This is a genomic window from Rosenbergiella collisarenosi (assembly GCF_018494085.1).
Lineage (GTDB): Bacteria > Pseudomonadota > Gammaproteobacteria > Enterobacterales > Enterobacteriaceae > Rosenbergiella > Rosenbergiella collisarenosi.
The window spans coordinates 268,352-288,112 of sequence record NZ_JABBFP010000003.1 but is presented as its reverse complement, the minus strand read 5'-3'; the positions used below and the strand labels follow the sequence as shown (position 1 = coordinate 288,112).

General features: G+C 49.1%; 20 protein-coding genes and 3 pseudogenes. 12 read left to right on the top strand and 11 right to left on the bottom strand.

Features of this window, described 5'->3' with window-relative positions; all coding sequences use genetic code 11:
* Positions 1–87: 87 nt before the first annotated feature.
* A pseudogene (locus HGT70_RS07125) lies at positions 88–255 on the top strand (isocitrate/isopropylmalate family dehydrogenase); the annotation flags it as partial.
* 141 nt (positions 256–396) lie between these two features.
* Here the strand turns inward: HGT70_RS07125 and HGT70_RS07120 are convergent.
* The 5 genes and pseudogenes from HGT70_RS07120 to HGT70_RS07100 all read right to left on the bottom strand — a co-directional run.
* Positions 397–567: pseudogene (locus HGT70_RS07120) on the bottom strand (Tn3 family transposase); the annotation flags it as partial.
* Positions 568–603: 36 nt separating this feature from the next.
* On the bottom strand, positions 604–756 hold the full coding sequence (locus HGT70_RS07115) for a hypothetical protein (protein ID WP_214195401.1): 153 nt from the start codon (positions 754–756) through the stop codon (positions 604–606).
* Positions 757–977: 221 nt separating this feature from the next.
* Positions 978–1,489 (bottom strand): annotated as a pseudogene (locus tag HGT70_RS07110) (LysR family transcriptional regulator); the annotation flags it as partial.
* A gap of 154 nt (positions 1,490–1,643) precedes the next feature.
* Positions 1,644–2,837, bottom strand: coding sequence for an MFS transporter (locus tag HGT70_RS07105; protein WP_214195400.1), 1,194 nt, complete (start codon positions 2,835–2,837; stop codon positions 1,644–1,646).
* Between the two features lie 232 nt (positions 2,838–3,069).
* Positions 3,070–4,197, bottom strand: a complete 1,128-nt coding sequence (locus tag HGT70_RS07100; RefSeq protein WP_214195504.1) for an alpha/beta hydrolase — start codon at positions 4,195–4,197, stop codon at positions 3,070–3,072.
* A 293-nt stretch (positions 4,198–4,490) separates the two neighbouring features.
* Between HGT70_RS07100 and HGT70_RS07095 the strand changes: the two genes are divergently transcribed.
* Positions 4,491–5,375 (top strand): LysR family transcriptional regulator, encoded by an 885-nt coding sequence (locus HGT70_RS07095; protein WP_214195399.1) that lies wholly within the window; start codon positions 4,491–4,493, stop codon positions 5,373–5,375.
* A gap of 227 nt (positions 5,376–5,602) precedes the next feature.
* Here the strand turns inward: HGT70_RS07095 and bla are convergent, their stop codons facing one another.
* Complete coding sequence (bla, locus tag HGT70_RS07090; protein WP_214195398.1) at positions 5,603–6,499, bottom strand: class A beta-lactamase; 897 nt, start codon at positions 6,497–6,499, stop codon at positions 5,603–5,605.
* A 206-nt stretch (positions 6,500–6,705) separates the two neighbouring features.
* Positions 6,706–7,734, bottom strand: coding sequence for a TIGR04086 family membrane protein (locus tag HGT70_RS07085; RefSeq protein ID WP_214195397.1), 1,029 nt, complete (start codon positions 7,732–7,734; stop codon positions 6,706–6,708).
* Positions 7,735–8,215: 481 nt separating this feature from the next.
* On the opposite strand from HGT70_RS07085, the gene HGT70_RS07080 reads away from it, so the two are divergent.
* From HGT70_RS07080 to HGT70_RS07050, 7 genes are all read left to right on the top strand, one after another.
* On the top strand, positions 8,216–8,683 hold the full coding sequence (locus tag HGT70_RS07080) for an OsmC family protein (protein WP_071430416.1): 468 nt from the start codon (positions 8,216–8,218) through the stop codon (positions 8,681–8,683).
* Positions 8,684–8,766: 83 nt separating this feature from the next.
* Complete coding sequence (locus HGT70_RS07075; RefSeq protein WP_214195396.1) at positions 8,767–9,693, top strand: FUSC family protein; 927 nt, start codon at positions 8,767–8,769, stop codon at positions 9,691–9,693.
* Positions 9,694–9,836: 143 nt separating this feature from the next.
* Positions 9,837–10,223 carry a DUF4878 domain-containing protein gene (locus HGT70_RS07070; protein ID WP_071430412.1) on the top strand — a complete coding sequence of 129 codons (387 nt, stop codon included), beginning with the start codon at positions 9,837–9,839 and terminating at the stop codon, positions 10,221–10,223.
* Positions 10,201–10,770, top strand: coding sequence for a YiiX/YebB-like N1pC/P60 family cysteine hydrolase (locus HGT70_RS07065; RefSeq protein WP_214195395.1), 570 nt, complete (start codon positions 10,201–10,203; stop codon positions 10,768–10,770). The genes HGT70_RS07070 and HGT70_RS07065 overlap by 23 nt, the downstream gene beginning before the upstream one ends.
* 55 nt (positions 10,771–10,825) lie before the next feature.
* Positions 10,826–11,578 carry an SDR family oxidoreductase gene (locus HGT70_RS07060; RefSeq protein ID WP_214195394.1) on the top strand — a complete coding sequence of 251 codons (753 nt, stop codon included), beginning with the start codon at positions 10,826–10,828 and terminating at the stop codon, positions 11,576–11,578.
* Between the two features lie 61 nt (positions 11,579–11,639).
* Complete coding sequence (locus HGT70_RS07055) at positions 11,640–12,203, top strand: TetR/AcrR family transcriptional regulator (RefSeq protein ID WP_071430408.1); 564 nt, start codon at positions 11,640–11,642, stop codon at positions 12,201–12,203.
* Positions 12,200–13,102, top strand: a complete 903-nt coding sequence (locus HGT70_RS07050) for a DMT family transporter (protein ID WP_214195393.1) — start codon at positions 12,200–12,202, stop codon at positions 13,100–13,102. Before HGT70_RS07055 ends, HGT70_RS07050 begins: the two co-directional genes overlap by 4 nt.
* Here the strand turns inward: HGT70_RS07050 and HGT70_RS07045 are convergent.
* Entirely contained in the window at positions 13,092–14,771 is a 1,680-nt protein-coding gene (locus HGT70_RS07045; protein ID WP_214195392.1) for an alpha-keto acid decarboxylase family protein, read from the bottom strand. The two genes, HGT70_RS07050 and HGT70_RS07045, sit on opposite strands and share 11 nt — an antisense overlap.
* A 141-nt stretch (positions 14,772–14,912) precedes the next feature.
* Here HGT70_RS07045 and HGT70_RS07040 point away from each other — a divergent pair, with 141 nt between their 5' ends.
* Positions 14,913–15,374, top strand: coding sequence for an Lrp/AsnC family transcriptional regulator (locus tag HGT70_RS07040; RefSeq protein ID WP_071430402.1), 462 nt, complete (start codon positions 14,913–14,915; stop codon positions 15,372–15,374).
* Here the strand turns inward: HGT70_RS07040 and HGT70_RS07035 are convergent.
* Complete coding sequence (locus tag HGT70_RS07035; RefSeq protein ID WP_071430400.1) at positions 15,371–15,553, bottom strand: hypothetical protein; 183 nt, start codon at positions 15,551–15,553, stop codon at positions 15,371–15,373. The two genes, HGT70_RS07040 and HGT70_RS07035, sit on opposite strands and share 4 nt — an antisense overlap.
* Positions 15,554–15,672: 119 nt before the next feature.
* On the opposite strand from HGT70_RS07035, the gene HGT70_RS07030 reads away from it, so the two are divergent.
* Complete coding sequence (locus HGT70_RS07030) at positions 15,673–17,061, top strand: sugar porter family MFS transporter (RefSeq protein ID WP_214195391.1); 1,389 nt, start codon at positions 15,673–15,675, stop codon at positions 17,059–17,061.
* 42 nt (positions 17,062–17,103) lie between these two features.
* Here the strand turns inward: HGT70_RS07030 and HGT70_RS07025 are convergent, their stop codons facing one another.
* Positions 17,104–17,343, bottom strand: coding sequence for a DinI family protein (locus HGT70_RS07025; protein ID WP_071430396.1), 240 nt, complete (start codon positions 17,341–17,343; stop codon positions 17,104–17,106).
* 177 nt (positions 17,344–17,520) lie between these two features.
* Between HGT70_RS07025 and HGT70_RS07020 the strand changes: the two genes are divergently transcribed.
* Positions 17,521–18,522 (top strand): zinc-binding alcohol dehydrogenase family protein, encoded by a 1,002-nt coding sequence (locus tag HGT70_RS07020; RefSeq protein WP_214195390.1) that lies wholly within the window; start codon positions 17,521–17,523, stop codon positions 18,520–18,522.
* 47 nt (positions 18,523–18,569) lie between these two features.
* Here the strand turns inward: HGT70_RS07020 and HGT70_RS07015 are convergent, their stop codons facing one another.
* Complete coding sequence (locus tag HGT70_RS07015) at positions 18,570–19,649, bottom strand: oxidoreductase (RefSeq protein ID WP_071430394.1); 1,080 nt, start codon at positions 19,647–19,649, stop codon at positions 18,570–18,572.
* Positions 19,650–19,761 lie beyond the last annotated feature (112 nt).

Here is a 19,761-nt window from a genome sequence, read left to right as displayed (position 1 = left end):
TTAGTTGATCTAAACATTGACTAATTTAGTGGTACTTTCAGAGTTAAAAATCTAAAGCAGGCAGTGAGTTAGAACAATAAGATAAACCTACTGTTACGTCACCTCGGCTGGTTTGAAGCCGCAGACTTAATCGTTAAAGGTGTTGAAGGCGCAATCGCCAATAAGACCGTGACCTACGATTTCGAACGTCTGATGGAAGGCGCTAAGTTACTGAAATGTTCAGAGTTTGGTGATGCGATCATCTCTAACATGTAATTAGTCACTCCGCGTGATTAATAAGGACGGGTACTGAAAAGTGCCCGTTTTTTTACTGTAAAATTCTTTCCCCAAAATTCTTCCCCAAAACTACCCCGATTTTAGTGAAATAGTGACCCATTCTTTGCCTCGATCATCGTTAGTATTCCACAGTGAGATTGCCGCAGTCAGCAACGTCAGACAGCTGGCTTGATAGCGCTTATTCTCCAGCTCCCGATCTATGATTTCTCCCAACCGGAACATAAAGACCGCTCGGGTAAGTGCATTGCGAACCTCACCTTTATTCAGCCTTATCTGTACGCGTCGACGTAGCGAGGGGCCAGCATATACCATGACCTTTTGATACGCCTAATATCTCTCGTTCAGCTCCTTTGCCAGACCATTCTTTTCCCTCCGAATGCCTTGTAAGCTGGCTTCGACGTTTTCCAGATAGGGCTTCAGCGTCTTTGTGTCGTGGACGATGACATTAAAAATAAAGAAGGCCGGAGCTGGTGTATTCATTGTGCACCTTTCTGTCACTTATCGAATGAAGGAGAGTATGCTTGTTTTTATTAAAAACCTGAACGCCACCCCTTGCTGATTAATAGATAACTTTAAGTTGATAATCGTCGTGTATAAATAATGTCGGGAGTCTGTATGGAGTTATCGCAACATGTCAGAGCGAGTGTTTCGTTTATTGAAGCTGCCGATACAGGGAGTTTTGCCTTTGCGGCCCGCAGCCTTGGTATGAGCACTGCGGCCCTACGCAATTTGAGACCAGTGGGGATAGCTATCATGTCTTTATCAATGGTATCACCGAGTCGAACACCCGCATCAAAGTGGTCTGCCACAATGTCGCGAAAACTATGATTCGCGTCGAACTCGATATTAATATCCGGATACTCATGTAGCAGTGGTGTTAGTTTTGGCAACAGCGTGCTGAGTAAACATTGGGTCCACAGGTGATGCGGACTGTTCCTGCCGGTTAATCACGCAGTACGGTCAGAATATCCAGTTTGGCTCAAATTTCATCAATACGACTCCCTATAGCCAACAGCAGTCGTTCTCCAGCTGACGTCGGCGATACGCTGCGGGTGGTTCGCGTCAGTAGGCGAATTTGCATACGATCTTCAAGTGCAGAAATCGCCTGACTGAGGGCGGGTTAGGTGATACCCCACTGTGCAGTGGCACGGGTAAAACTGCTTTCACGGGCGACTGTGATAAAATAAAGAAGGCCGTTCAGGTTGCGTTTCATCAAAGACAGCCCTCATTAATAAGCAGTAGTTATAAATCCAATAAGTATTCATTAGCTAGTAATGATGTCCTTTGCGTGTAAAATTTCCAACAACTGATTGAACTGATTAACAACCCTAATAGTAGGGTAAATATTCTCAGCAGGGAATTCCTCATCAGGTGTGGTGGAAATCTTTACGTGACGCCAATAAAGCTAAGGCAGCCGCTATCACCAATAAGAGGCTACTAATGGTAAAAGTGCTTTGATAGCCGCTGTGGTCAAATGCTAATCCGCCGATTGTTGAGCCAAGTGCGATGGACAGCTGCACCACGGCAACCATCAGACCACCGCCAGCCTCCGCATCTTCCGGCAAAGTTCTGGCGATCCATGTCCACCAACCGGTAGGCGCGGCAGTGGCGACTAATCCCCATAAGCCAAGCAGCGGTGCAACAATCCATATGCTGTGACCAAAAGCGATCAGGGCGACGGCAATGACCGCCATCAGTAAAGGGATAGCAATAAGCGTGGAATAAAAGCCGGATTTTAAAAATAGGCCAATCATCAGGGTACCAATAAAGCCAGCAACACCGATGGTCAGCAAGATGAACGACAACGTGGTGATATTCACCTGCGTTACTGTTTCAAGGAACGGACGCAGGTAGGTAAACAAAGAAAACTGCCTCATAAAGAACAATCCACAGGCTGCAAGCCCAACGGCCACAACAGGGTTAGCAAAAAGGCGAAAAACAGTGCCGGTACGCTTATCTTCTTTATCCGCTGGCATTGTCGGCAGGCTGAACCACTGCCAGATAAAAGCAATCACCGCGACCGGAACGATACAAAAGAATGCACCCCGCCAGCCGATGACTGATCCCAGATAACTCCCCAGTGGGGCGGCTATAACAGTTGCCAGCGCGTTGCCCCCGTTAAAAACAGCCAGTGCACGGGGAACCTGATGCTGAGGAACCAGGCGAATAGCCGTGGCGGCAGATAGCGACCAGAATCCACCAATAACAATACCGATCAGCGCACGACCCACCATATAAATCAGATAACTGGGTGCTAACGCGACAATAGCGCCGGAAATCGCCATCAATGCAGTCATACTCAACAGCAATATCTTGCGGTTGAGCCCCCCGGCCAGTGTAGAGATAGAGAGACTCGTTATTACCGCAAACACGCCGGAAATAGCGATCCCCTGGCCACCCAGTCCCTCACTGACACCTAATTCTCCCGAAATAGGTGTTAGCAGACTGACAGGCATAAATTCTGAAGCAATTAGTGCAAAGACGCATAATGTCATTGCCAATACGCCGCTCCAGTACGCGCGCTCTTTGTGAAGATATGAGTCTCTCGACGGTGTGGTCATAAATTGCTGACTCCGAATCCCCCCGGCAGTTTTCAGTTAAGCCGGGGCCGGACGCTATTCACAGGAATAACGTCAGAAAATGAAAGGTGAAGTACGATGAAAAAAGCAACGGCATTAATTCACCATCACTGACGCATCTATTGTTGGAAATTTTACACGCAAGGTACATCATTACTAGCTAATGAATGCTTAATGACATCCACCATTAACAGGAGGATGTCAGCGCAGTTGATTATTTCAAATTAGTCTTAAAGAACTGATCGAATTTTGCCCACGGAATTTTGCCCGCAGCGTTGTCATAGAGGTCCACATGGTTAGCCCCAGGGATAATCACGAGTTCTTTTTGTTTACTACCGACGGCTTTGTATGCATCTTCAGCAAAATAGCGTGAGTGAGCTTTTTCTCCCGTTACGATAAGTGTAGGGATAGTAATTTCGTTTGCATAGCTCAGCAGCGGCATATTCATAAATGATAACGGCATTGTCGCATTCCAGGCACCGGCAGAGTTAACGGAGCGTTCGTGGAAACCGCGTGGCATCCGGTAATAATCAAAAAACTCTTTCAGTACCAGGTTAGGATTTGCCGGCAATGCTTCAGGAAGAATACGGTCAGATGCACTGACATTACCCTTCTCGTCCACGCTGATATCATGGCTACCAGGGGCGAAAGAACCCGTTTTTGCATCCTTCCAGCGCTGGTTGTTCAGGTACTGCAACACAGCACGACGATCGGTGGTGGAATAACGGTCCTTGCCATCGCCCACACCGTGGCCCATTGCGCGGCTCATGTCATACATCACGCTGGTCGCCACGGCCTTAATGCGGGTATCCATAGCTGCATCATTGAGCGCCATCCCACCCCAGCCGCAGATCCCGAGTAAACCGATGCGGGTGCGATCCACTTCTTTCTGTAATCCCAGGAAATCAACTGCAGCACTGAAGTCCTCAGTATTGATGTCCGGAGACGCGACATTACGCGGGTAACCACCGCTTTCACCGGTATAAGATGGGTCGAAAGCCAGTGTCACAAATCCGTGCTCAGCCAGCGTCTGCGCATACAGTCCGCTTGATTGTTCTTTGACAGCACCAAAAGGACCGCTTACGGCAATCGCCGCCAGTTGACGATCGCCCCGGTCTTTGGGAATGTAAAGGTCGCCGACTAACGTGATGCCATAGCGGGTCTGAAAAGTCACTTTACGGTGATCGACTTTGTTGCTTTGTGCAAACGTTTTGTCCCATTTGTCAATCACCGACACAGGGGCGGTGGGATTAGTTGGTGCTGCATAACTCATACTGGCGACTCCACTTAATGCGGTACACAGCAACATAGTTGCTGTCAGTTTTTTGGGTGCGAACGTAATCATAAAACATCTCCTGAAACACAGGTTGTGGATACAGAACAACCGGCGGACAACGTGATTTACTTAGTCAACTTGGCCGTCGTGTGGACGGGGTTACACTGATGCTCTGGGCAAACGCGCCGAAAGACAACATGGAGAAAACGCAGATGCCTACTTCGTTTCAATGCGCTAATTATACTCAGCATAAAAAAGATGATTAGAGGGGGTGATTAGATAACATTTATATCATATAGTTATTAATCTAATGGTTAAGGTATGGCCACTGAGCGAATTTATGCCTCCAGGGGGAAGTGATGGCAAAGAGGGGAAACTATAACGACCTCTATTTTTTCATGTTGGTTGTTCGGGAAGGGAGTTTTACCGCGGCAGCTCAGCGGCTGGGTCTGGCACAGTCCGGCATAAGTCGGGCAATCCGCGAGCTGGAAGCCAGGCTGGGCGTGCGACTGCTGGTTCGCACCACGCGTAAATTATCGCTGACTCAGGCTGGTGAACAGCTCTACCAGGCAACCCTGTCGGGATTTGACTCCCTGAATCAGGGGCTGGCCACCCTGGCATATTACCGCAACACTCCGTCCGGAACCGTTAGGATCAATGTCAGCCAGCACTGCATTGATAAAGTTCTGCTACCCAGGCTTGCCGTGTTTCAGCTGCGCTACCCGGATATCCGCTTGGAGCTAATCACAGAAAACCGGTTTGTGAATATCATTGATAAACGGTTTGATGCCGGGATTCGTCTTGGGTCGGATGTCGGGGAGGGAATGGTCGCCGTGCGGATCACCTCCGGCATGGAAATGGCGGTGGTCGGAACACCTGACCATATCCGGCGCTATGGTTTTCCGCATACCCCGGATGACCTGGTGTCACACCCCTGTATTGCGTATCAGTTTGCCGACGGTAGCCTTTATCAGTGGGAGCTTAATCAAGACAATAAAAAAATCACCCACCGGCCACAGGGACAGTGGGTATTTTCTGACAGCTACATGGAGGCTGAAGCGGCCAGACGGGGACTGGGGCTGGCCTATGTTCCGGAAGAGTTGGTCACCGACGACCTTACAAGTGGAAAATTAATCAGGGTATTACAGCCTTACAGTATTTCACTTGAAGGGTCATACCTGTATTACCCCCATCGCGACGTGTCACCAGCCCTAAGGGTGATTATTGATACGCTGAAAATCTGACAGCCCCCGGAAAGCACCGAAAGCGGTTCGTTTAACGTGCGTTTTTCGCTCAACACTGCCTGTCAACCTAGTCCGAATACCACAGCTCAGGTACACAAAAAACAACCTTAACGTACAGTAATTTTCGATATCCAAACTGCCCCTTATTACTAATATTCACACTTTACTTAAGGAAATAAATTACTAGTTATCAAACCCAAGCAGCAAAAAGTTGCTGCCTGAGCGGCTTAATGGATATATGAAGTCACTATGTTAGCGGCCTTTGCAAGAACATCCTTTCTTGGCAGTGCATCTTGCTGGAACTGAGTAAAGTAAACGACCAGAATGATAGGGTTATGTTTTTCAGTCCACATCACGGCCACATCATTGGTGGTGCCATAATCACCCGAGCCAGTCTTATCCGCCACTGTCCAGTTTGTGGGAACTCCCGCTTTTATACTGGCGTTACCTGTGGTGTTACCTTTCATCCATTGGGTTAATAGGTCGCGTTTATCTTTTTCTAATCCGTTACCCAAGGTCAATTTTTGAAGCGTGTGGGCCATCGCATAAGGGGTACTCGTATCCCTCTCATCCCCGGGGAGTGACGTATTCAAACTCGGTTCATTGCGTGTGAGTAAAAATAGTCGGTCACCCAATGTACGAGCAAATGCATTAATTGCGCCGATGCCACCGGCCTGCCGTAATAATAAATTCATCGCAGTATTATCGCTATATTGTAATGCAGCCTGACTGAGTGTCGAAACTGTCATGCGTTTGCCGACATTCTGTCCCGTTATAGGATTATAATTAGTAAGATCATTTTGTTGAATTGTCATCGCTATATTCATGGTCAGCGGGTTCGTTTGGCTGTCATGAAGGAGTTTAGCGACAACTAAAACTTTACCCGTACTGCAAAACGGAAATCGCTCATCGCCCTTATATGAATAGCTATCGTTATGGATGGGATCGATGAGGTAAACCCCTAATCGTCCAGGCACTGATGCTTCAAGCTGCGCTAACTGGGCGCTTATATTTTCGTCACGAGTCGTCATGGCGGCATCCGCGGATGAAGAAAATAGGGCGGTGATCATGGTTGAAAAGAGAACGGTAAAGAGGGAAAAGGCGATCGAACGTGAAGTTTTCATGGTTACTCAAAAGTTACTTACTATTAATTCAGAACTATAAAATAGTTACTATATGAATAATAGCTTAACTCTGAAAGTCATAACGAATAGCGTGGATATTACGGTCAGGGTTGATTAATTTTCTATGGGTGGGGAAGGGATTAATACCGCAACTTCTGCGCGAGTTTACGAAAAAAAGCCCTAATCCAAAGATTAGGGCTAACCGATTAGGCTTTAATGCGATTGCCGTTAGGCAGTGTGTTCACTCCCCACATACCGGCTACTGAACTGATGATCGCTCCTAATAGTAAGGCGATAAAGGACCATAAAGAGACCTTGGCGGCGGCTTTTGCAGCTGCGTCGGCTTTCTGTTTGGCTTCTTGTTTAAACTGCGCATACTGCGCTTTAGCTTGATTCACCTTATCTTGCAGCTGATCGATACTCTGATTAGCCTGTTGTACGGCTTTATCACGCGCTTGAATGAAGTTATCGACCGCTTGATCCGCTTGCTCTGGAGTCATGGAAGTATTTTGCGCTAATGCATTTTTAACATCATCACGATTAACAGACTTGCTAATGGTCTCGGTGCGAGATTTTAATTTATCTGTTAATTGGCTAATGATTTGGTCGCTATTTTCTGGATGAGTAGCAAATGCTTTACCGGCTTCCATCACATCATCGCCAGCTTGTTGCAGCTGATTTTGTAAGTATTCAGGTTGTAGCTCGGGAACATTCGATTTTCTTAGTGCATTGACGATATCTTGATTCGGATTGGCTGTCTCGATCTTGGTATTGATACCGAGTTTATCAAACAGGTCTTTTCCAAAATCAGCGCTATTTGCCACGGCTTTACCCGCGCCGCTGACAACCGTGCCTGCTCCTGACGCCACGGATCCAACCGCGCTACCCGTTAGTTTCAACAGGCCACCGACGGCTGAGAACCCTAATACGGTTGCCACGATTAGCGTGGTTCCCCAGATAAGGAATCCATGAATTAGGCCATCAGCACCCGCTAAGCGCCCGGCAACAAATCCGCCGGCAGCCAGACTGATGATTAATGCGACCACCGTCCAAATCATTACCGCCTTATCAGCACCATTAACGATATCATCTTGCGTCGGAGAGAGTAGCGAGAAGCCTAAACTTGCCCCAAGCGTGGTTAAGAGTAAGGAAACGGCGAGTACGGTAATGACACCCGCGATAATACTGCCCCATGAGATACGATTGGTAAGAGTGACTGCACGATTTAATTCCATCTTTAACTCCATTTTAAAAAGGATTACCCACTGATCACTCTAGACTAAAACTAGGATAATTCTAATATTGATGATTAAATCTGATATATGACACGCTATTCTCTCGTAGAACCCACCGAATTTCTGCGCTACCCTATGGCGTATTAACAACGAATAAGTAAATAGGTTCCCAATGTCTCAGTCCAAACGCAAATTCTGGATGATCACGTTGCTAGCAGTCATCGTCGTTCCTTGCCTAATTATGGCCGCATTATTGATTACCGTGATGTATGTAAAACCCTACTAGCCTTAACCTCTGGGAAGAGAAAGCTTTGGATCGTAGTAGGCAAAATTCCTTATCTTGCATTCAACCCCACCATCTTTGCGTAGATGTCGCAGTCAGGGGCAAGTTGTGTACTAAGCAATAGAGTCTCTAAAACGCCTTTACGGCTAACATTTTATCTGATTGATTAAGGGTTCTATTCCTTATGAGGCAATTTTGATGGAACATACTTACCACTCTACGATTATCTGGACCGGAAACTTAGGGAAGGGGACGGCGAACTATCGAGCCTATGCGCGAACATGGGATATTGCCGTGGAGGGAAAGGCCCCTATCGCCTGTTCTAATGATCCGTTACTCGGCGGTGATCCTAGCAAGATGAACCCGGAGGACCTGCTTATCTCATCGCTTTCTGCGTGCCATATGCTGTGGTATTTACATCTAGCCGCCGAAGCGGGTGTTACCGTTGTCGCCTATCAGGATAGTCCACAAGCGGTTGGGGAAGTCTTGGCGAGTGGGGCGGGGCGTTTCCTCTCGGCCACCTTAGCGCCGACTATTACCGTGCTACCGGGGACGGATCTAGACGTGGCGGAGGCACTCCATCAGCGTATTCATCAGGTTTGTTTTATCGCCCGCTCCGTTAACTTTCCGGTTGATTACCACACGACATTTATTATTGCAGGATAAGATTAAGGTTATTAAAGCCGATAGGGAGAAGGGAATTGCAGCGACTATCTTCACTAGTGCGGGACATAAAGATAACAGATTGGGTGAATATTAATCAGTTATTGGGTGCATTAGTCGCAACGTTACCGATATTGATTTTTTCTCTCCTTAAAAGGGATGATTTTTATTTATCGGGATGTGTTATCGCCACGGCTTTCTTTTATATCTTTGCGGTCGAAGAACAGTGGTGGAAAGTAGGCGTAGTGATCGGCATAAGCTACTGTTATATGCTGGCGTTTCTTTACTGGGGAGCGATATCGATAGTTGTCTATTACGGGCTAATTATTAGCGTTTCATTTTTGCCCGTTATCCTGCGGGTAGCCACGATTAAAAAGTCCTCGGGTCTCTACGCTGTAGTGGCAATACTCTTTTTTTCGATGCCCATTATCGAGCAACCCGTCCAGCATAATCTTACTGATTTTCACCTACTGTTTATTGTTAGTACACTTCCCGCGGGTTTACTTTTTTTATGCACCCAACGATGTAAACGAGTTACCGACGAACGTGTCGATATTTCGTGGCGTGAGAATCTTGCAGAGTGTCTGGCGCTTGCGATGTCGTTAGCGGTTAGCATGCTGGCTGTCATCAGTGTGGGCCAGCCGGTGACACCCATGCTGATCTGGTCTTGTTTGGTGATTAATAGTTGCCAATTTTCCTTCGCTAAAAATAAATTTCTCGACCGATTCCTACCGGGAATTACGGGAGTCGTCATCGGCTATTGCTTAGGTTTTTGGGTCCAAGGGAATAGTGTTATTTTTTATTTAGCCAGTCTTTTGACCTTATTATCCTTAGTCGCCGCTAAGCAGTACCGCAATGGGTTTTTCTTGCGATGTGTATGTTTTCCGTTGTCGATCTGTGCAGCCTCCCAATCCGATGGCGTTATTTTGGAGAGAGTCTTCGATATTATTTTAGGGGGAACCCTAGGCTTATTCGCCGTGTTTGTCTGCCATAGACTCTGCAAGGTTAAGTAATATTAAAAGAATACGATCCCTAATATTTCTGTGAGCACTATCACGTTGTGGTAGGCGATCGGCCGTGTTTACTCGATGATCTTTCTATAATCAGTCCACGACTATTTAATCTTTAACTCGGTAATTATTATCATGGAGAGACAATGAAAAAACTTCTTGCGCTAGGCCTCGTTATTTTTACGAGCTTATTATTGACGGGATGCGGGCAAACGAAGCCTGAAGATGTGGCGAAAAATTTCTATCAGGCGTTAGAAGATAAAAATGTCGATAAAGCGTACGGTATGCTTTACCTCGATACCAAGGCCTCACAGCATGAGATGGAAACTAAAGGCAAGTTGCAAATGATCGTGGGTGAAGTCTCTTCGCGCATCGAGCAGAAAGGCGGGACGCAGTCCATTGAGGTCGGCGATGTGGCAACGAAAGAGGACAACGCTCGCGTACAGTTACATATCACCTTTAACAATAAAACTCAGAGCGACGAGACCTTTAACTTACGCAAACAAAACGATGAGTGGAAGATCCGTTTATAGGGGCTGCGCCCTGATTTTGGGTTTACCGCTGCTTTGTTGGGGGAACCGTGTTCCCCCCTTGGTGGAGAGTGGTGATTTAGTCTTTCGTACCGGCGATGAGGCAATCAGCTCGGTCATCACCAGCATGGATAGCAGTGGTTTCAGCCATGTTGGGATACTTTATCTTGACCATCAACAGTACTATGTTATTCACGCCACGCCTGCTGAGCATCCCGGTGCGCGCGATGAAGTTGTCGTCGATACTCTCGAGTTTTTTAAGGCCCGCGCGAAATATCATCGTGTTGCTTACTATCATGTTAGCGCACCCGAACTTTCCCATCGTGCCGCCGTTAACGCGGCACTAGCCCAACGTGGTAGACCGTTCTCTGTGCTAGATGCACGAGGGATATATTGTACAGAGCTCGTCGACCAGGCCTGGGCAGCGGCAGGGTATCCACTCACCCAGGGACGTAAAACGTTACATTTGCCTGGCGCGACGGTAGAACTGATCCTTCCCCAACACCTGATTGCCTCACCAAGGCTAAAAAATATCGCTGCGACGCAATAAACTTTATATTTCTACCCCTAATTCAACATTGACCTTGCTATAAGGCTAGAAAACGATGAACTCCCCTAAGGTGACCCTGGTGACTGGCGGTTCGCGCGGAATCGGTAAGGCGACAGCCTTACTGCTGGCTGAGCGCGGACATCGGCTCTGTATCAATTATCGACAGCGTGAGGCAGAGGCGCTGGCGGTGGTGGAGACCATTCGTGAGCGCGGCGGGACCGCTATCGCCATTCGCGCGGATATTTCAGATGAGCAGCAGATTATTGAGTTGTTCACCCAAATCGATCAGCAGTTAGGGCCGATTACCGGCTTAGTGAATAATGCCGCACGGCTATTTACACAGGCAACCGTCGAGCAACTAGCGGCGAATCGCCTACACCAGCTGTTTGCCGCGAATATTAGTGGCTCTATCTTGTGTGCACGCGAAGCGGTAAAGCGGATGTCCACCCTGCATCAAGGGCTGGGTGGGGCGATTGTTAATGTCTCTTCTGCAGCATCAAGGCTGGGTTCGCCTTTCGAATATACCGATTATGCTGCGTCTAAGGGGGCAATCGATACCTTTACTCGTGGATTGAGTCTCGAGGTCGCCGGCGCGGGGATTCGGGTTAATGCGGTGCGTCCCGGCTTTATCTACACTGAGATGCATGCGCAAGGTGGGGAAGCGGGTCGCGTCGATCGCCTGGGGTCACAGCTCCCAATGGGGCGTGGCGGGCAACCTATCGAGGTAGCCTATGCGATCGCGTGGCTATTGTCCGATGAGGCCTCTTATGTGACGGGCAGCTTTATCGATCTCGCTGGTGGTAGATAACCCAAGTATTGCAAGTTTCCCTAAAATAGGTAGACTGGTCTGTCTATTTTAGGAGGTAGTTATGTCGGCGAAGCAAAAAATACGAGATGCGGCTCATACGCTGTTCTATAACCAAGGGATCCATGCCACCGGTATAGATAGCATTATCAAACGAGCAGGAGTGGCGAAACAGAGTTTTTATAATCACTACACTTCTAAGCAGGAGTTAGTGCTGGATTATCTCGATCTGCGTCATCAGCAGTGGCTCGACCTTTATGCCTTACGATTGCAGCACGCCACCTCGGCCCGTGATCGGATCCTAGCAGTCTACGACGCCTACCAAGATCATGCGGAGCATCGTTACGAAAACGGCTTTCGCGGGTGTGGTCTACTCAATGCCGCAGCGGAGTTTCCTGTTGCGTCGCCCGAGCGTCAGCGCGTGGCTGAACAGAAAGCGCAGATTCAGCGGTTTATCGAAGTGGCCCTCGCAGATCTAAAGCCAACGCTAGGTGACCAAGCAGGATATCTGGCACAGGAGTTTGCGTTTCTACTGGAAGGAAGTATTAGTCTGGCGGGCCTGACGGGCCATTCTGCACTAATCACTCAGGCTAAAGCCAGCGTCGAACAGCGTTTGGAGGTGCTATGAACCCCTCAACGATCGGTAATGGTTATGTGGTGATTGCTGCCCTATTGTGGGGCACGACCGGTACGGCAGCCCGTCTCGCACCGGCTCTCAGCCCGATAACTATCGCAGCGGTGGCAATGGGTATAGGCGGCCTACTACAAGCGTTGCTGGCGTGGTCTGCTATCACCACATCGCTATCTCTGCTTGCAAAACAGCGTCGTCTACTCGTCTCAGGAGCGTGCGCGGTAGCTATCTATCCGCTGGCTTTCTACAGCGCCATGGATTTTGCCGGAGTGGCGGTGGGAACCGTGGTATCGATTGGATCGGCACCGCTCTTCTCTGCCTTTATCGAAAACCGTCTAGAGCGTAGCCCACTTTCTAAACAGTGGTGGCTTGGCGCGATAATCGGTGTGAGTGGGATAATTCTTCTGGCGCAAAACCCTCATTCAACTACCCATGCTGCGAGCGATAGCGCGATTCATTTCATAACCGGCATTGGCTTAGGGCTCGTTGCGGGTCTTACCTATGCGTTTTACTCGTGGACAGCGAGAAATATGATGATGCAAGGCATGACAAGCCGTGCCGCGATGGGAGCCACCTTTGGCCTAGGCGGTCTATTACTCCTGCCGTTACTCGTCTATACCGGCGCGCCACTTGTCCATGCGTGGCGTAATGCCGCGGTGGGCGGCTATATGGCGCTATTTCCGATGTGCGTAGGGTATCTCTGCTACGGCGCCGGTTTGGCGAGAATAAAGTCGAGTGTTGCAACGGCTATCACATTACTTGAGCCGGTGGTTGCCGCCTTGCTTGCCGTCATGGTCTTAAATGAGGCGCTATCCCCAAGCGCATGGTTAGGGATAGCATTAATTGTCGGTAGTCTGGGCGTGATTGCATGGCCCACGCGACGTATTACGGCGTAGTGAGATTACGTGGCCCCGCCTGTCCGTAATCGAACGCTGCAAAGCGTTGCGCGAACAGCTTCAACTGCGGCGGAGCATCGAGTGGCTCGAAGCGTAGCTCGATAAATACGGCTCCGGTTCGGTGCTCTGCCGCCGCTAATGCACGCTCTAGCGATAACTCATCATCCACGATAAAACAGTGTGTAGGTTGAGTCTTATCAAACACCGCGGGTAACTGCGTATAGTGCCAATCACTCACGTCATTATAAGGGGCCCGCGCCCCTAAAATTAACCGCTCGATGGTATAGCCTCGATTATTAATCAGAAAAATTATCGGTGATAGTCGCTGCTGGAGAATAGTAGAGAGTTCTTGAGCAGTTAACTGAAAGGAGCCGTCTCCAATAAATAGTAGATGACGTTGTGCAGGGCGGGCGAGCTGCGAACCCAAGAGTGCGGGAAGCGTAAAGCCGATAGAACCCCAGATAATCTGCGAGATATAGTGCGCGCCAGTAGGAAGTCTTAGGCTTGACGCGCCACTGTGAGAGGTTCCAGCCTCGCCGATAATCACGTCATCCGGGCGTAAGAAATCCTGTATTTTTTCCCAGAAATAGGCTTGCGAAAAAGCGATGTCCGCCGCTGGCGTTACACTTTTTTCACGCGAGAGGAGCGGTGCCACTGCGCGGTTATCGGGCAATGCACAGAGCAATGCCGTCAATAGCTGTTTTAGCATAACGCCGGGAAACTCCTCTCCCTGAATCGCGACATCAAAGCGTCTCATCTCGATCAGCCGCTCCACCGGTAGCTGCTGGCTAAATAATCCCGTATTACAGTCCGTCAGCCGCAGTCCAATACCTATAATGCAGGTCGACTGGTGGAGGCACGCTTTGACATGGGGGAGGCTAGCATCGCCTGCATAGACGCCAAGATAGTTGGGCGAGTGCTCGTTGGCGATCCCCTTTGCACTAGGAAGTACGGCATAGGGGATCGCCAGTTTTTCTGCCAAGGCGTGTACGAGGTCGATGACGCCAAAACGATAAGCATCGCTATCCAGTAATAAGACGGGTTTCTCCGCGTGTCGGTAATGTTCGGTTAGCCTATCCACGACGCGGGCTAACTGATGGGGATCGCTGGCAGGCTCCGACAAGATCAGGGGGGTGACAGGGACCTCGATCAATAGATGCGTAATGTCTGAAGGCAGTTGTAGATGGACCGGTCGACGCTCTAACCAACAGACCTGTAGGAGTCGGTCGATTTCCATTACGGCGTTAGCGGGGGTAATACGGGTCTGGCCGACGGTGAATTCGGCGACACAGCGGCCAATGTTGTCGTAGTCTCCGTCTACCAGGGTGTGGTGGAGCAGCGCGCGTTGGTTTACGGCATGTAAAGGGGGAAGACCACTGATGTGTATCACGGGGATATTTTCGGCATAAGCCCCTGCGAGACCATTTAAGGCACTAAGGTCACCGACCCCCCAAGTGGTTAGAAAAGCCCCTATGCCGTTATTACGCGCATAGCCATCGGCGGCGTAGGCGGCGTTTAACTCATTACAATTGTTGATAAATTTAATAGGGGATGGAGAAAGTAATTGTTCGAGAAAAGAGAGGTTGAAATCGCCGGGTACTCCAAAGAGATGCTTGATGCCAATCTCATGTAATCGGCGAATTAAAAACTGTCCTATTTGCATTTGCATCGATGACACTCCCTCGTTACAGTGAAGAATGATTAGTGCATTAAATTAGAAATTTTAATCAGTCTAGCCGGAATTCAGCGCACGAAGGGTGCATGTTTAGAGGATAGTGGCCGTTATATGCATGAATAATGCAGGAGAGATATGGATAATTTTGATTGGAAGATTATTTCAGCGCTACAGCTCGATGGTCGGCTGACGAATCAAGAGATTGGTGAGAAAGTCGGGCTATCTGCCTCGCAGTGTTCACGTCGGCGTACTGCCTTAGAAGAGTCTGGGATCATTATGGGTTATTCGGCGCGGGTGAATGGTCATGCCATTGGCCTGCAAGTGCTTGCTTATGTACATATCAACCTACGCGCTCACGACCCGTATTCGATGGCGAGTTTTCAACAGATCATCGAGGCACAAGCCGCTATTCAAGAAGTACATATGGTGAGTGGGGAGGCCGATTATCTGCTGAAAATCGTGGCCAGTAATCTCGAGCAGCTCGCCGATTTCATCTCGCATAAACTGCTAGCCAGCGAGGTAATAAGCCATGTGAAATCGTTTGTGGTGTTAAAAAAGCTCAAGCAGGTGAGCCAACTGCCCACTCGACCCGTTTAGCGTAACGATTGCTCGCAGGCGTGGCGTAGCTGCTCGTGTTGATAAGGAGGGAGGGGCGCTATCATCATACGCTGGTAACTAATGCAGGCCGCAGTGGAACGCTGCATGGTAGCCTGTTTTGCCTGACAGCCGCTTAGGATGCTGGCGACTAAGACTATCCCTAATACGTGAATGCGCATAACTTTATTCCTTCTCGGCAATGAAACATTTATATAACAATTGTGACCGGTAACGCTGCAAAGAACATTACATAACATTACTATATATTTACATAAATAGTGTTTATTGGGATGCTCATATGAACGAACAGTCGATTCGGCAGCGTAAAGCAAAGTACTTCACTTGGTTTGTTGGCGGGATCGCCGCCCTCTCGGGGTTACTCTTTGGCCTAGATATTGGGGTGATTGCTGGCGCGCTCCCTTTTCTGGCTCACGATCTCTCCATTTCTAACCATCAGCAAGAGTGGGTCGTAAGTGCGATGATGTTTGGGGCAGCGATTGGCGCTCTCACCGCCGGCTGGATGTCTTATCGTCTAGGCCGTAAAAAAAGCATCCTTACAGGGGCGGTGCTGTTCGTTATCGGTTCTCTATGGTCGGCCTTCTCACCCGATGTCACAAGCTTAGTATGTGCGCGAGTATTGCTCGGTCTAGCCGTCGGGTTCGCCTCGTATACCGCACCACTGTATATTGCCGAGATTGCGCCAGAACGTTATCGCGGCTCGATGATCTCCATGTATCAGATGATGTTAACTACAGGCATCGTCGTCGCCTTCTTATCAGATGCGGCGTTAAGTTATAGCGGCAACTGGCGACTCATGTTAGGCGTTATCGCGCTACCCGCTCTGGTACTGTTTATCGGAGTACTCTTCTTGCCTAACAGCCCCCGCTGGTTAGCGGCGACCGGTCGCTATCATGATGCGCAGAAGGTACTGGAGCGTCTACGTAGTAGCGATAGCCAGGCGCAGCAAGAATTGAACGAAATTCGTGAAAGTTTACAGGTTAAGCAGAGTGGTTGGGCATTGTTTCGATCCAATACTAATTTTCGCCGCTCGGTCGGTCTGGGGGTGTTGCTGCAAGTGATGCAACAGTTTACTGGTATGAACGTCGTCATGTACTACGCGCCGAAAATTTTTGCGATTGCGGGATTTGCGAGTACTTCCCAGCAGATGTGGGGGACGGTGATCGTCGGCATCACCAATATGCTCGCAACACTCATCGCGGTAGGATTGGTAGACCGGTGGGGAAGAAAACCCATGCTGTTTACGAGCTTCTTAGTGATGGCCGTTGGGATGGGAGCCTTAGGACTCTTTATTCACATGGGGATCCACTCGTTAGCGGTGCAGTATGCCTCAATCATCATGTTATTACTGTTTATCGTCGGATTTGCGATGGCAGCAGGTCCGGTAATATGGCTACTCTGTTCAGAAGTACAGCCGCTGAAAGGACGGGACTTTGGCATCACGCTTTCGACGACCACTAACTGGGTAGCAAATATGATCGTGGGCGCCACTTTCCTGACGTTACTCGACAGTTTTGGTAACGCGAATACGTTTTGGCTGTACGGTGCATTAAACGTATTGTTTATTGTCATTACGGTGTGGTTAGTACCGGAGACCAAGAATGTCTCGCTTGAACATATCGAACGTAACTTAATGCAAGGCAAAGCATTGCGCCATATCGGTAAGTAGTTGACGAATGAGAGTGAGTAGAATCACTCTCATTCAATTACATTATTCTGCGACGAGCCACATATCCGCCTCTTCAAACATCTCTTCCAACATACGATTAAGCTTTTCGCGATCACTTTTGCTTGCATCGCTGTTTAAGGCATTAGCTTGCATTGGTTTTACTCTGACCTCTGCGTCGGGAAAGAGGCGTCTTACGCGCTGGGTTAACTCTTGCAGAATGATGTCCGCAGCGTTATCGAGTCCAGCAACATTTCTTTTGTCATACACTAATTCTACGTACATAGCTCACCCAATAACTGTATAGATAACCAGTATATTGCCTCGCGGATAAGTGCTTGTCAAGTAGGCATTTTGTGGGTTTTAGACATAATTTTCGGCTTAGCATAAGGTGGAGTAAGGATTAATCCTCTATGCTAGGGAATAGTGAAATTTTCTCTCTCAGATAACCCTGGAGCCTCTATGAAAGCGATAGTCTATCGTGATCCTCAATTACCGATTACTGATCCCCAAGCCCTGTATGAAATTGATACGCCGACCCCGACGCCGGGCGAGCGCGATCTGCTGGTGAAAATCGCGGCCCTTTCAGTAAACCCTATCGATACTAAAATTCGCCGTACGGCACAGACCGATGAACCGCGTATATTGGGATGGGATGCAGTGGGTGAGGTAGTCGCCGTCGGCGATAAGGTGAGCTTATTCTCACCGGGAGACAAGGTGTACTACGCGGGTTCATTAATACGCCCGGGGACCAACGCAGAATATCACTTGGTCGATGAGCGCATCGTCGCCAAAAAACCGGTGAAATGCAGCGATGCTGAAGCGGCGGCATTACCGCTGACCGCGTTAACCGCGTGGGAGCTGTTGTTTGATAGGCTCGATGTAGACACGCAACAGGAGAAAACGCTACTGATTATCGGTGCCGCCGGGGGCGTGGGTTCAATACTGACGCAACTGGCCAGTAAATTGACGAAGTTGCGGGTGATTGGCACTGCATCTCGGCCGGAGACGGCAGACTGGGTGCGTACCTTTGGCGCAGATCACGTCATCGATCATACCCACCCACTCAGTGAAGAACTCGCGAAGATTGATATTCAGCAGGTCGATTATGTCGCGAGCCTGACTCACACCGATAGTCACTACGATGAGATCGTCAAAATACTCGCCCCACAAGGCAAGTTAGGCTTGATCGATGATCCAAAATCTCTCGATGCGTTACCGCTGAAGCGTAAAGCGATTTCTCTGCATTGGGAGCTGATGTTTACGCGCTCGCTATTCGAGACGCCGGATATGATCCGCCAGCATGAAATCTTAAGCCAAGTGGCGACGCTAATTGATGAAGGCGTACTCACGACGACGCTCGCCGAGCAGTATGGGACCATCAATGCTGCTAATCTGCGCAAGGCGCATGCCATGATTGAGAGCAATAAGGCGAAAGGTAAGATTGTCTTAGAGGGCTTTTAAGACCTGTGGTCGAGGGGGGCTTTAACCCCCTCTATCATCGTTTTTTACTAGAACTGCGCCACTTCCTCTGCAGTCAGTGCCAGCGATTGACGGGCACCGCTCTGTGACGCTTTCACTGCCGCTTCGATAACCGCCATAACGGCTAATGCCTCAACAGGGGTGACCGGGTTCTTACCGCCTGGGCTCAGTGCATCGACGATACCTTGGTAGTAACGACTCTGATCTCCAGCGGGTGTGGGCAGATAGGTGGCTTCCCCTTGTGCTGAGTAATGGATAAGCTCATCACCATCTTTGCCCCATTCGCTAGATCCAGGGCGTAATCCAGAGACCAGCTGAGCCTCTTGCTGATCGGCCTCACGTTTAACTAAACTCCCTGCATGGCCATGTACCACAAAGCGTAAGCTACCACCTGCCGCAAGCATCGAGCAGTGGAGGATTACGCGGTGTTTGGGATAGTTAAGGACAACGTGAGCCCAATCATCAATTTTCGCGCCTTGTCTCAATAGGCTGATGTTACCGTCGACGGTGTCTGGTAGCCCGAAAAGTTGTAAGGCCTGATCAACCAGATGTGGGCCAATATCAAACCATAAGCCACTACCGGGTTGGGCATGTTCGCGCCAACGGTCACGAACCTCTGGGCGAAAACGATCGATATGCGATTCGAACTGAGCCACTTCACCAATTTTACCCGCTTCGATGGCGTGCTTAATGACGAGATAGTCACTGTCCCAACGACGATTATGGAATACGGAAAGGAGGCGCTGTTGGTGATCGGCCACCTGTATCAGTTCGCGAGCTTCAGCTAGATCCAGGGTAAAAGGCTTATCCACGATGACATGTTTGTTAGCGAGCAGCGCCCTTTTTGCCAATGGGGCATGGGTTGAGTTGGGGCTGGCGATGACGACGATATCGATATCAGGGTGAGTCACCGCCTGTTCTGGGCTAGCTATAACTTCGACATCTGGGTAATCGTGGTGTACTTTCTGGCTGTCGCTGGAAGCAATAACGGTTAATTCCAGTCCTTGAGTCGCCGCAATCAATGGCGCATGAAAGGTTTTGCCTACAAAGCCATAGCCGATCAAGGCGACCTTGAGCGGTGACACTTTTGGTAATGGTACCTGACTCATAGTGCTTCCTTTAAGTAGAGGGATGTAGCCGATTTGTTAATTCTGTAACCCTAGCAGGTTAGCGTTGGAACGTGAACCCTAACAACACTCTTGCTTTCATTACCTCACCTGT

What these genes read in the sequence shown, in the direction of transcription:
- HGT70_RS07115 (WP_214195401.1), bottom strand. Translation starts at nt 756, where the DNA reads ATGAATACACCAGCTCCGGCCTTCTTTATTTTTAATGTCATCGTCCAC.
- HGT70_RS07105 (WP_214195400.1), bottom strand. Translation starts at nt 2,837, where the DNA reads ATGACCACACCGTCGAGAGACTCATATCTTCACAAAGAGCGCGCGTAC.
- HGT70_RS07095 (WP_214195399.1), top strand. Translation starts at nt 4,491, where the DNA reads ATGGCAAAGAGGGGAAACTATAACGACCTCTATTTTTTCATGTTGGTT.
- bla (WP_214195398.1), bottom strand. Translation starts at nt 6,499, where the DNA reads ATGAAAACTTCACGTTCGATCGCCTTTTCCCTCTTTACCGTTCTCTTT.
- HGT70_RS07085 (WP_214195397.1), bottom strand. Translation starts at nt 7,734, where the DNA reads ATGGAATTAAATCGTGCAGTCACTCTTACCAATCGTATCTCATGGGGC.
- HGT70_RS07080 (WP_071430416.1), top strand. Translation starts at nt 8,216, where the DNA reads ATGGAACATACTTACCACTCTACGATTATCTGGACCGGAAACTTAGGG.
- HGT70_RS07070 (WP_071430412.1), top strand. Translation starts at nt 9,837, where the DNA reads ATGAAAAAACTTCTTGCGCTAGGCCTCGTTATTTTTACGAGCTTATTA.
- HGT70_RS07065 (WP_214195395.1), top strand. Translation starts at nt 10,201, where the DNA reads ATGAGTGGAAGATCCGTTTATAGGGGCTGCGCCCTGATTTTGGGTTTA.
- HGT70_RS07060 (WP_214195394.1), top strand. Translation starts at nt 10,826, where the DNA reads ATGAACTCCCCTAAGGTGACCCTGGTGACTGGCGGTTCGCGCGGAATC.
- HGT70_RS07055 (WP_071430408.1), top strand. Translation starts at nt 11,640, where the DNA reads ATGTCGGCGAAGCAAAAAATACGAGATGCGGCTCATACGCTGTTCTAT.
- HGT70_RS07050 (WP_214195393.1), top strand. Translation starts at nt 12,200, where the DNA reads ATGAACCCCTCAACGATCGGTAATGGTTATGTGGTGATTGCTGCCCTA.
- HGT70_RS07045 (WP_214195392.1), bottom strand. Translation starts at nt 14,771, where the DNA reads ATGCAAATGCAAATAGGACAGTTTTTAATTCGCCGATTACATGAGATT.
- HGT70_RS07040 (WP_071430402.1), top strand. Translation starts at nt 14,913, where the DNA reads ATGGATAATTTTGATTGGAAGATTATTTCAGCGCTACAGCTCGATGGT.
- HGT70_RS07035 (WP_071430400.1), bottom strand. Translation starts at nt 15,553, where the DNA reads ATGCGCATTCACGTATTAGGGATAGTCTTAGTCGCCAGCATCCTAAGC.
- HGT70_RS07030 (WP_214195391.1), top strand. Translation starts at nt 15,673, where the DNA reads ATGAACGAACAGTCGATTCGGCAGCGTAAAGCAAAGTACTTCACTTGG.
- HGT70_RS07025 (WP_071430396.1), bottom strand. Translation starts at nt 17,343, where the DNA reads ATGTACGTAGAATTAGTGTATGACAAAAGAAATGTTGCTGGACTCGAT.
- HGT70_RS07020 (WP_214195390.1), top strand. Translation starts at nt 17,521, where the DNA reads ATGAAAGCGATAGTCTATCGTGATCCTCAATTACCGATTACTGATCCC.
- HGT70_RS07015 (WP_071430394.1), bottom strand. Translation starts at nt 19,649, where the DNA reads ATGAGTCAGGTACCATTACCAAAAGTGTCACCGCTCAAGGTCGCCTTG.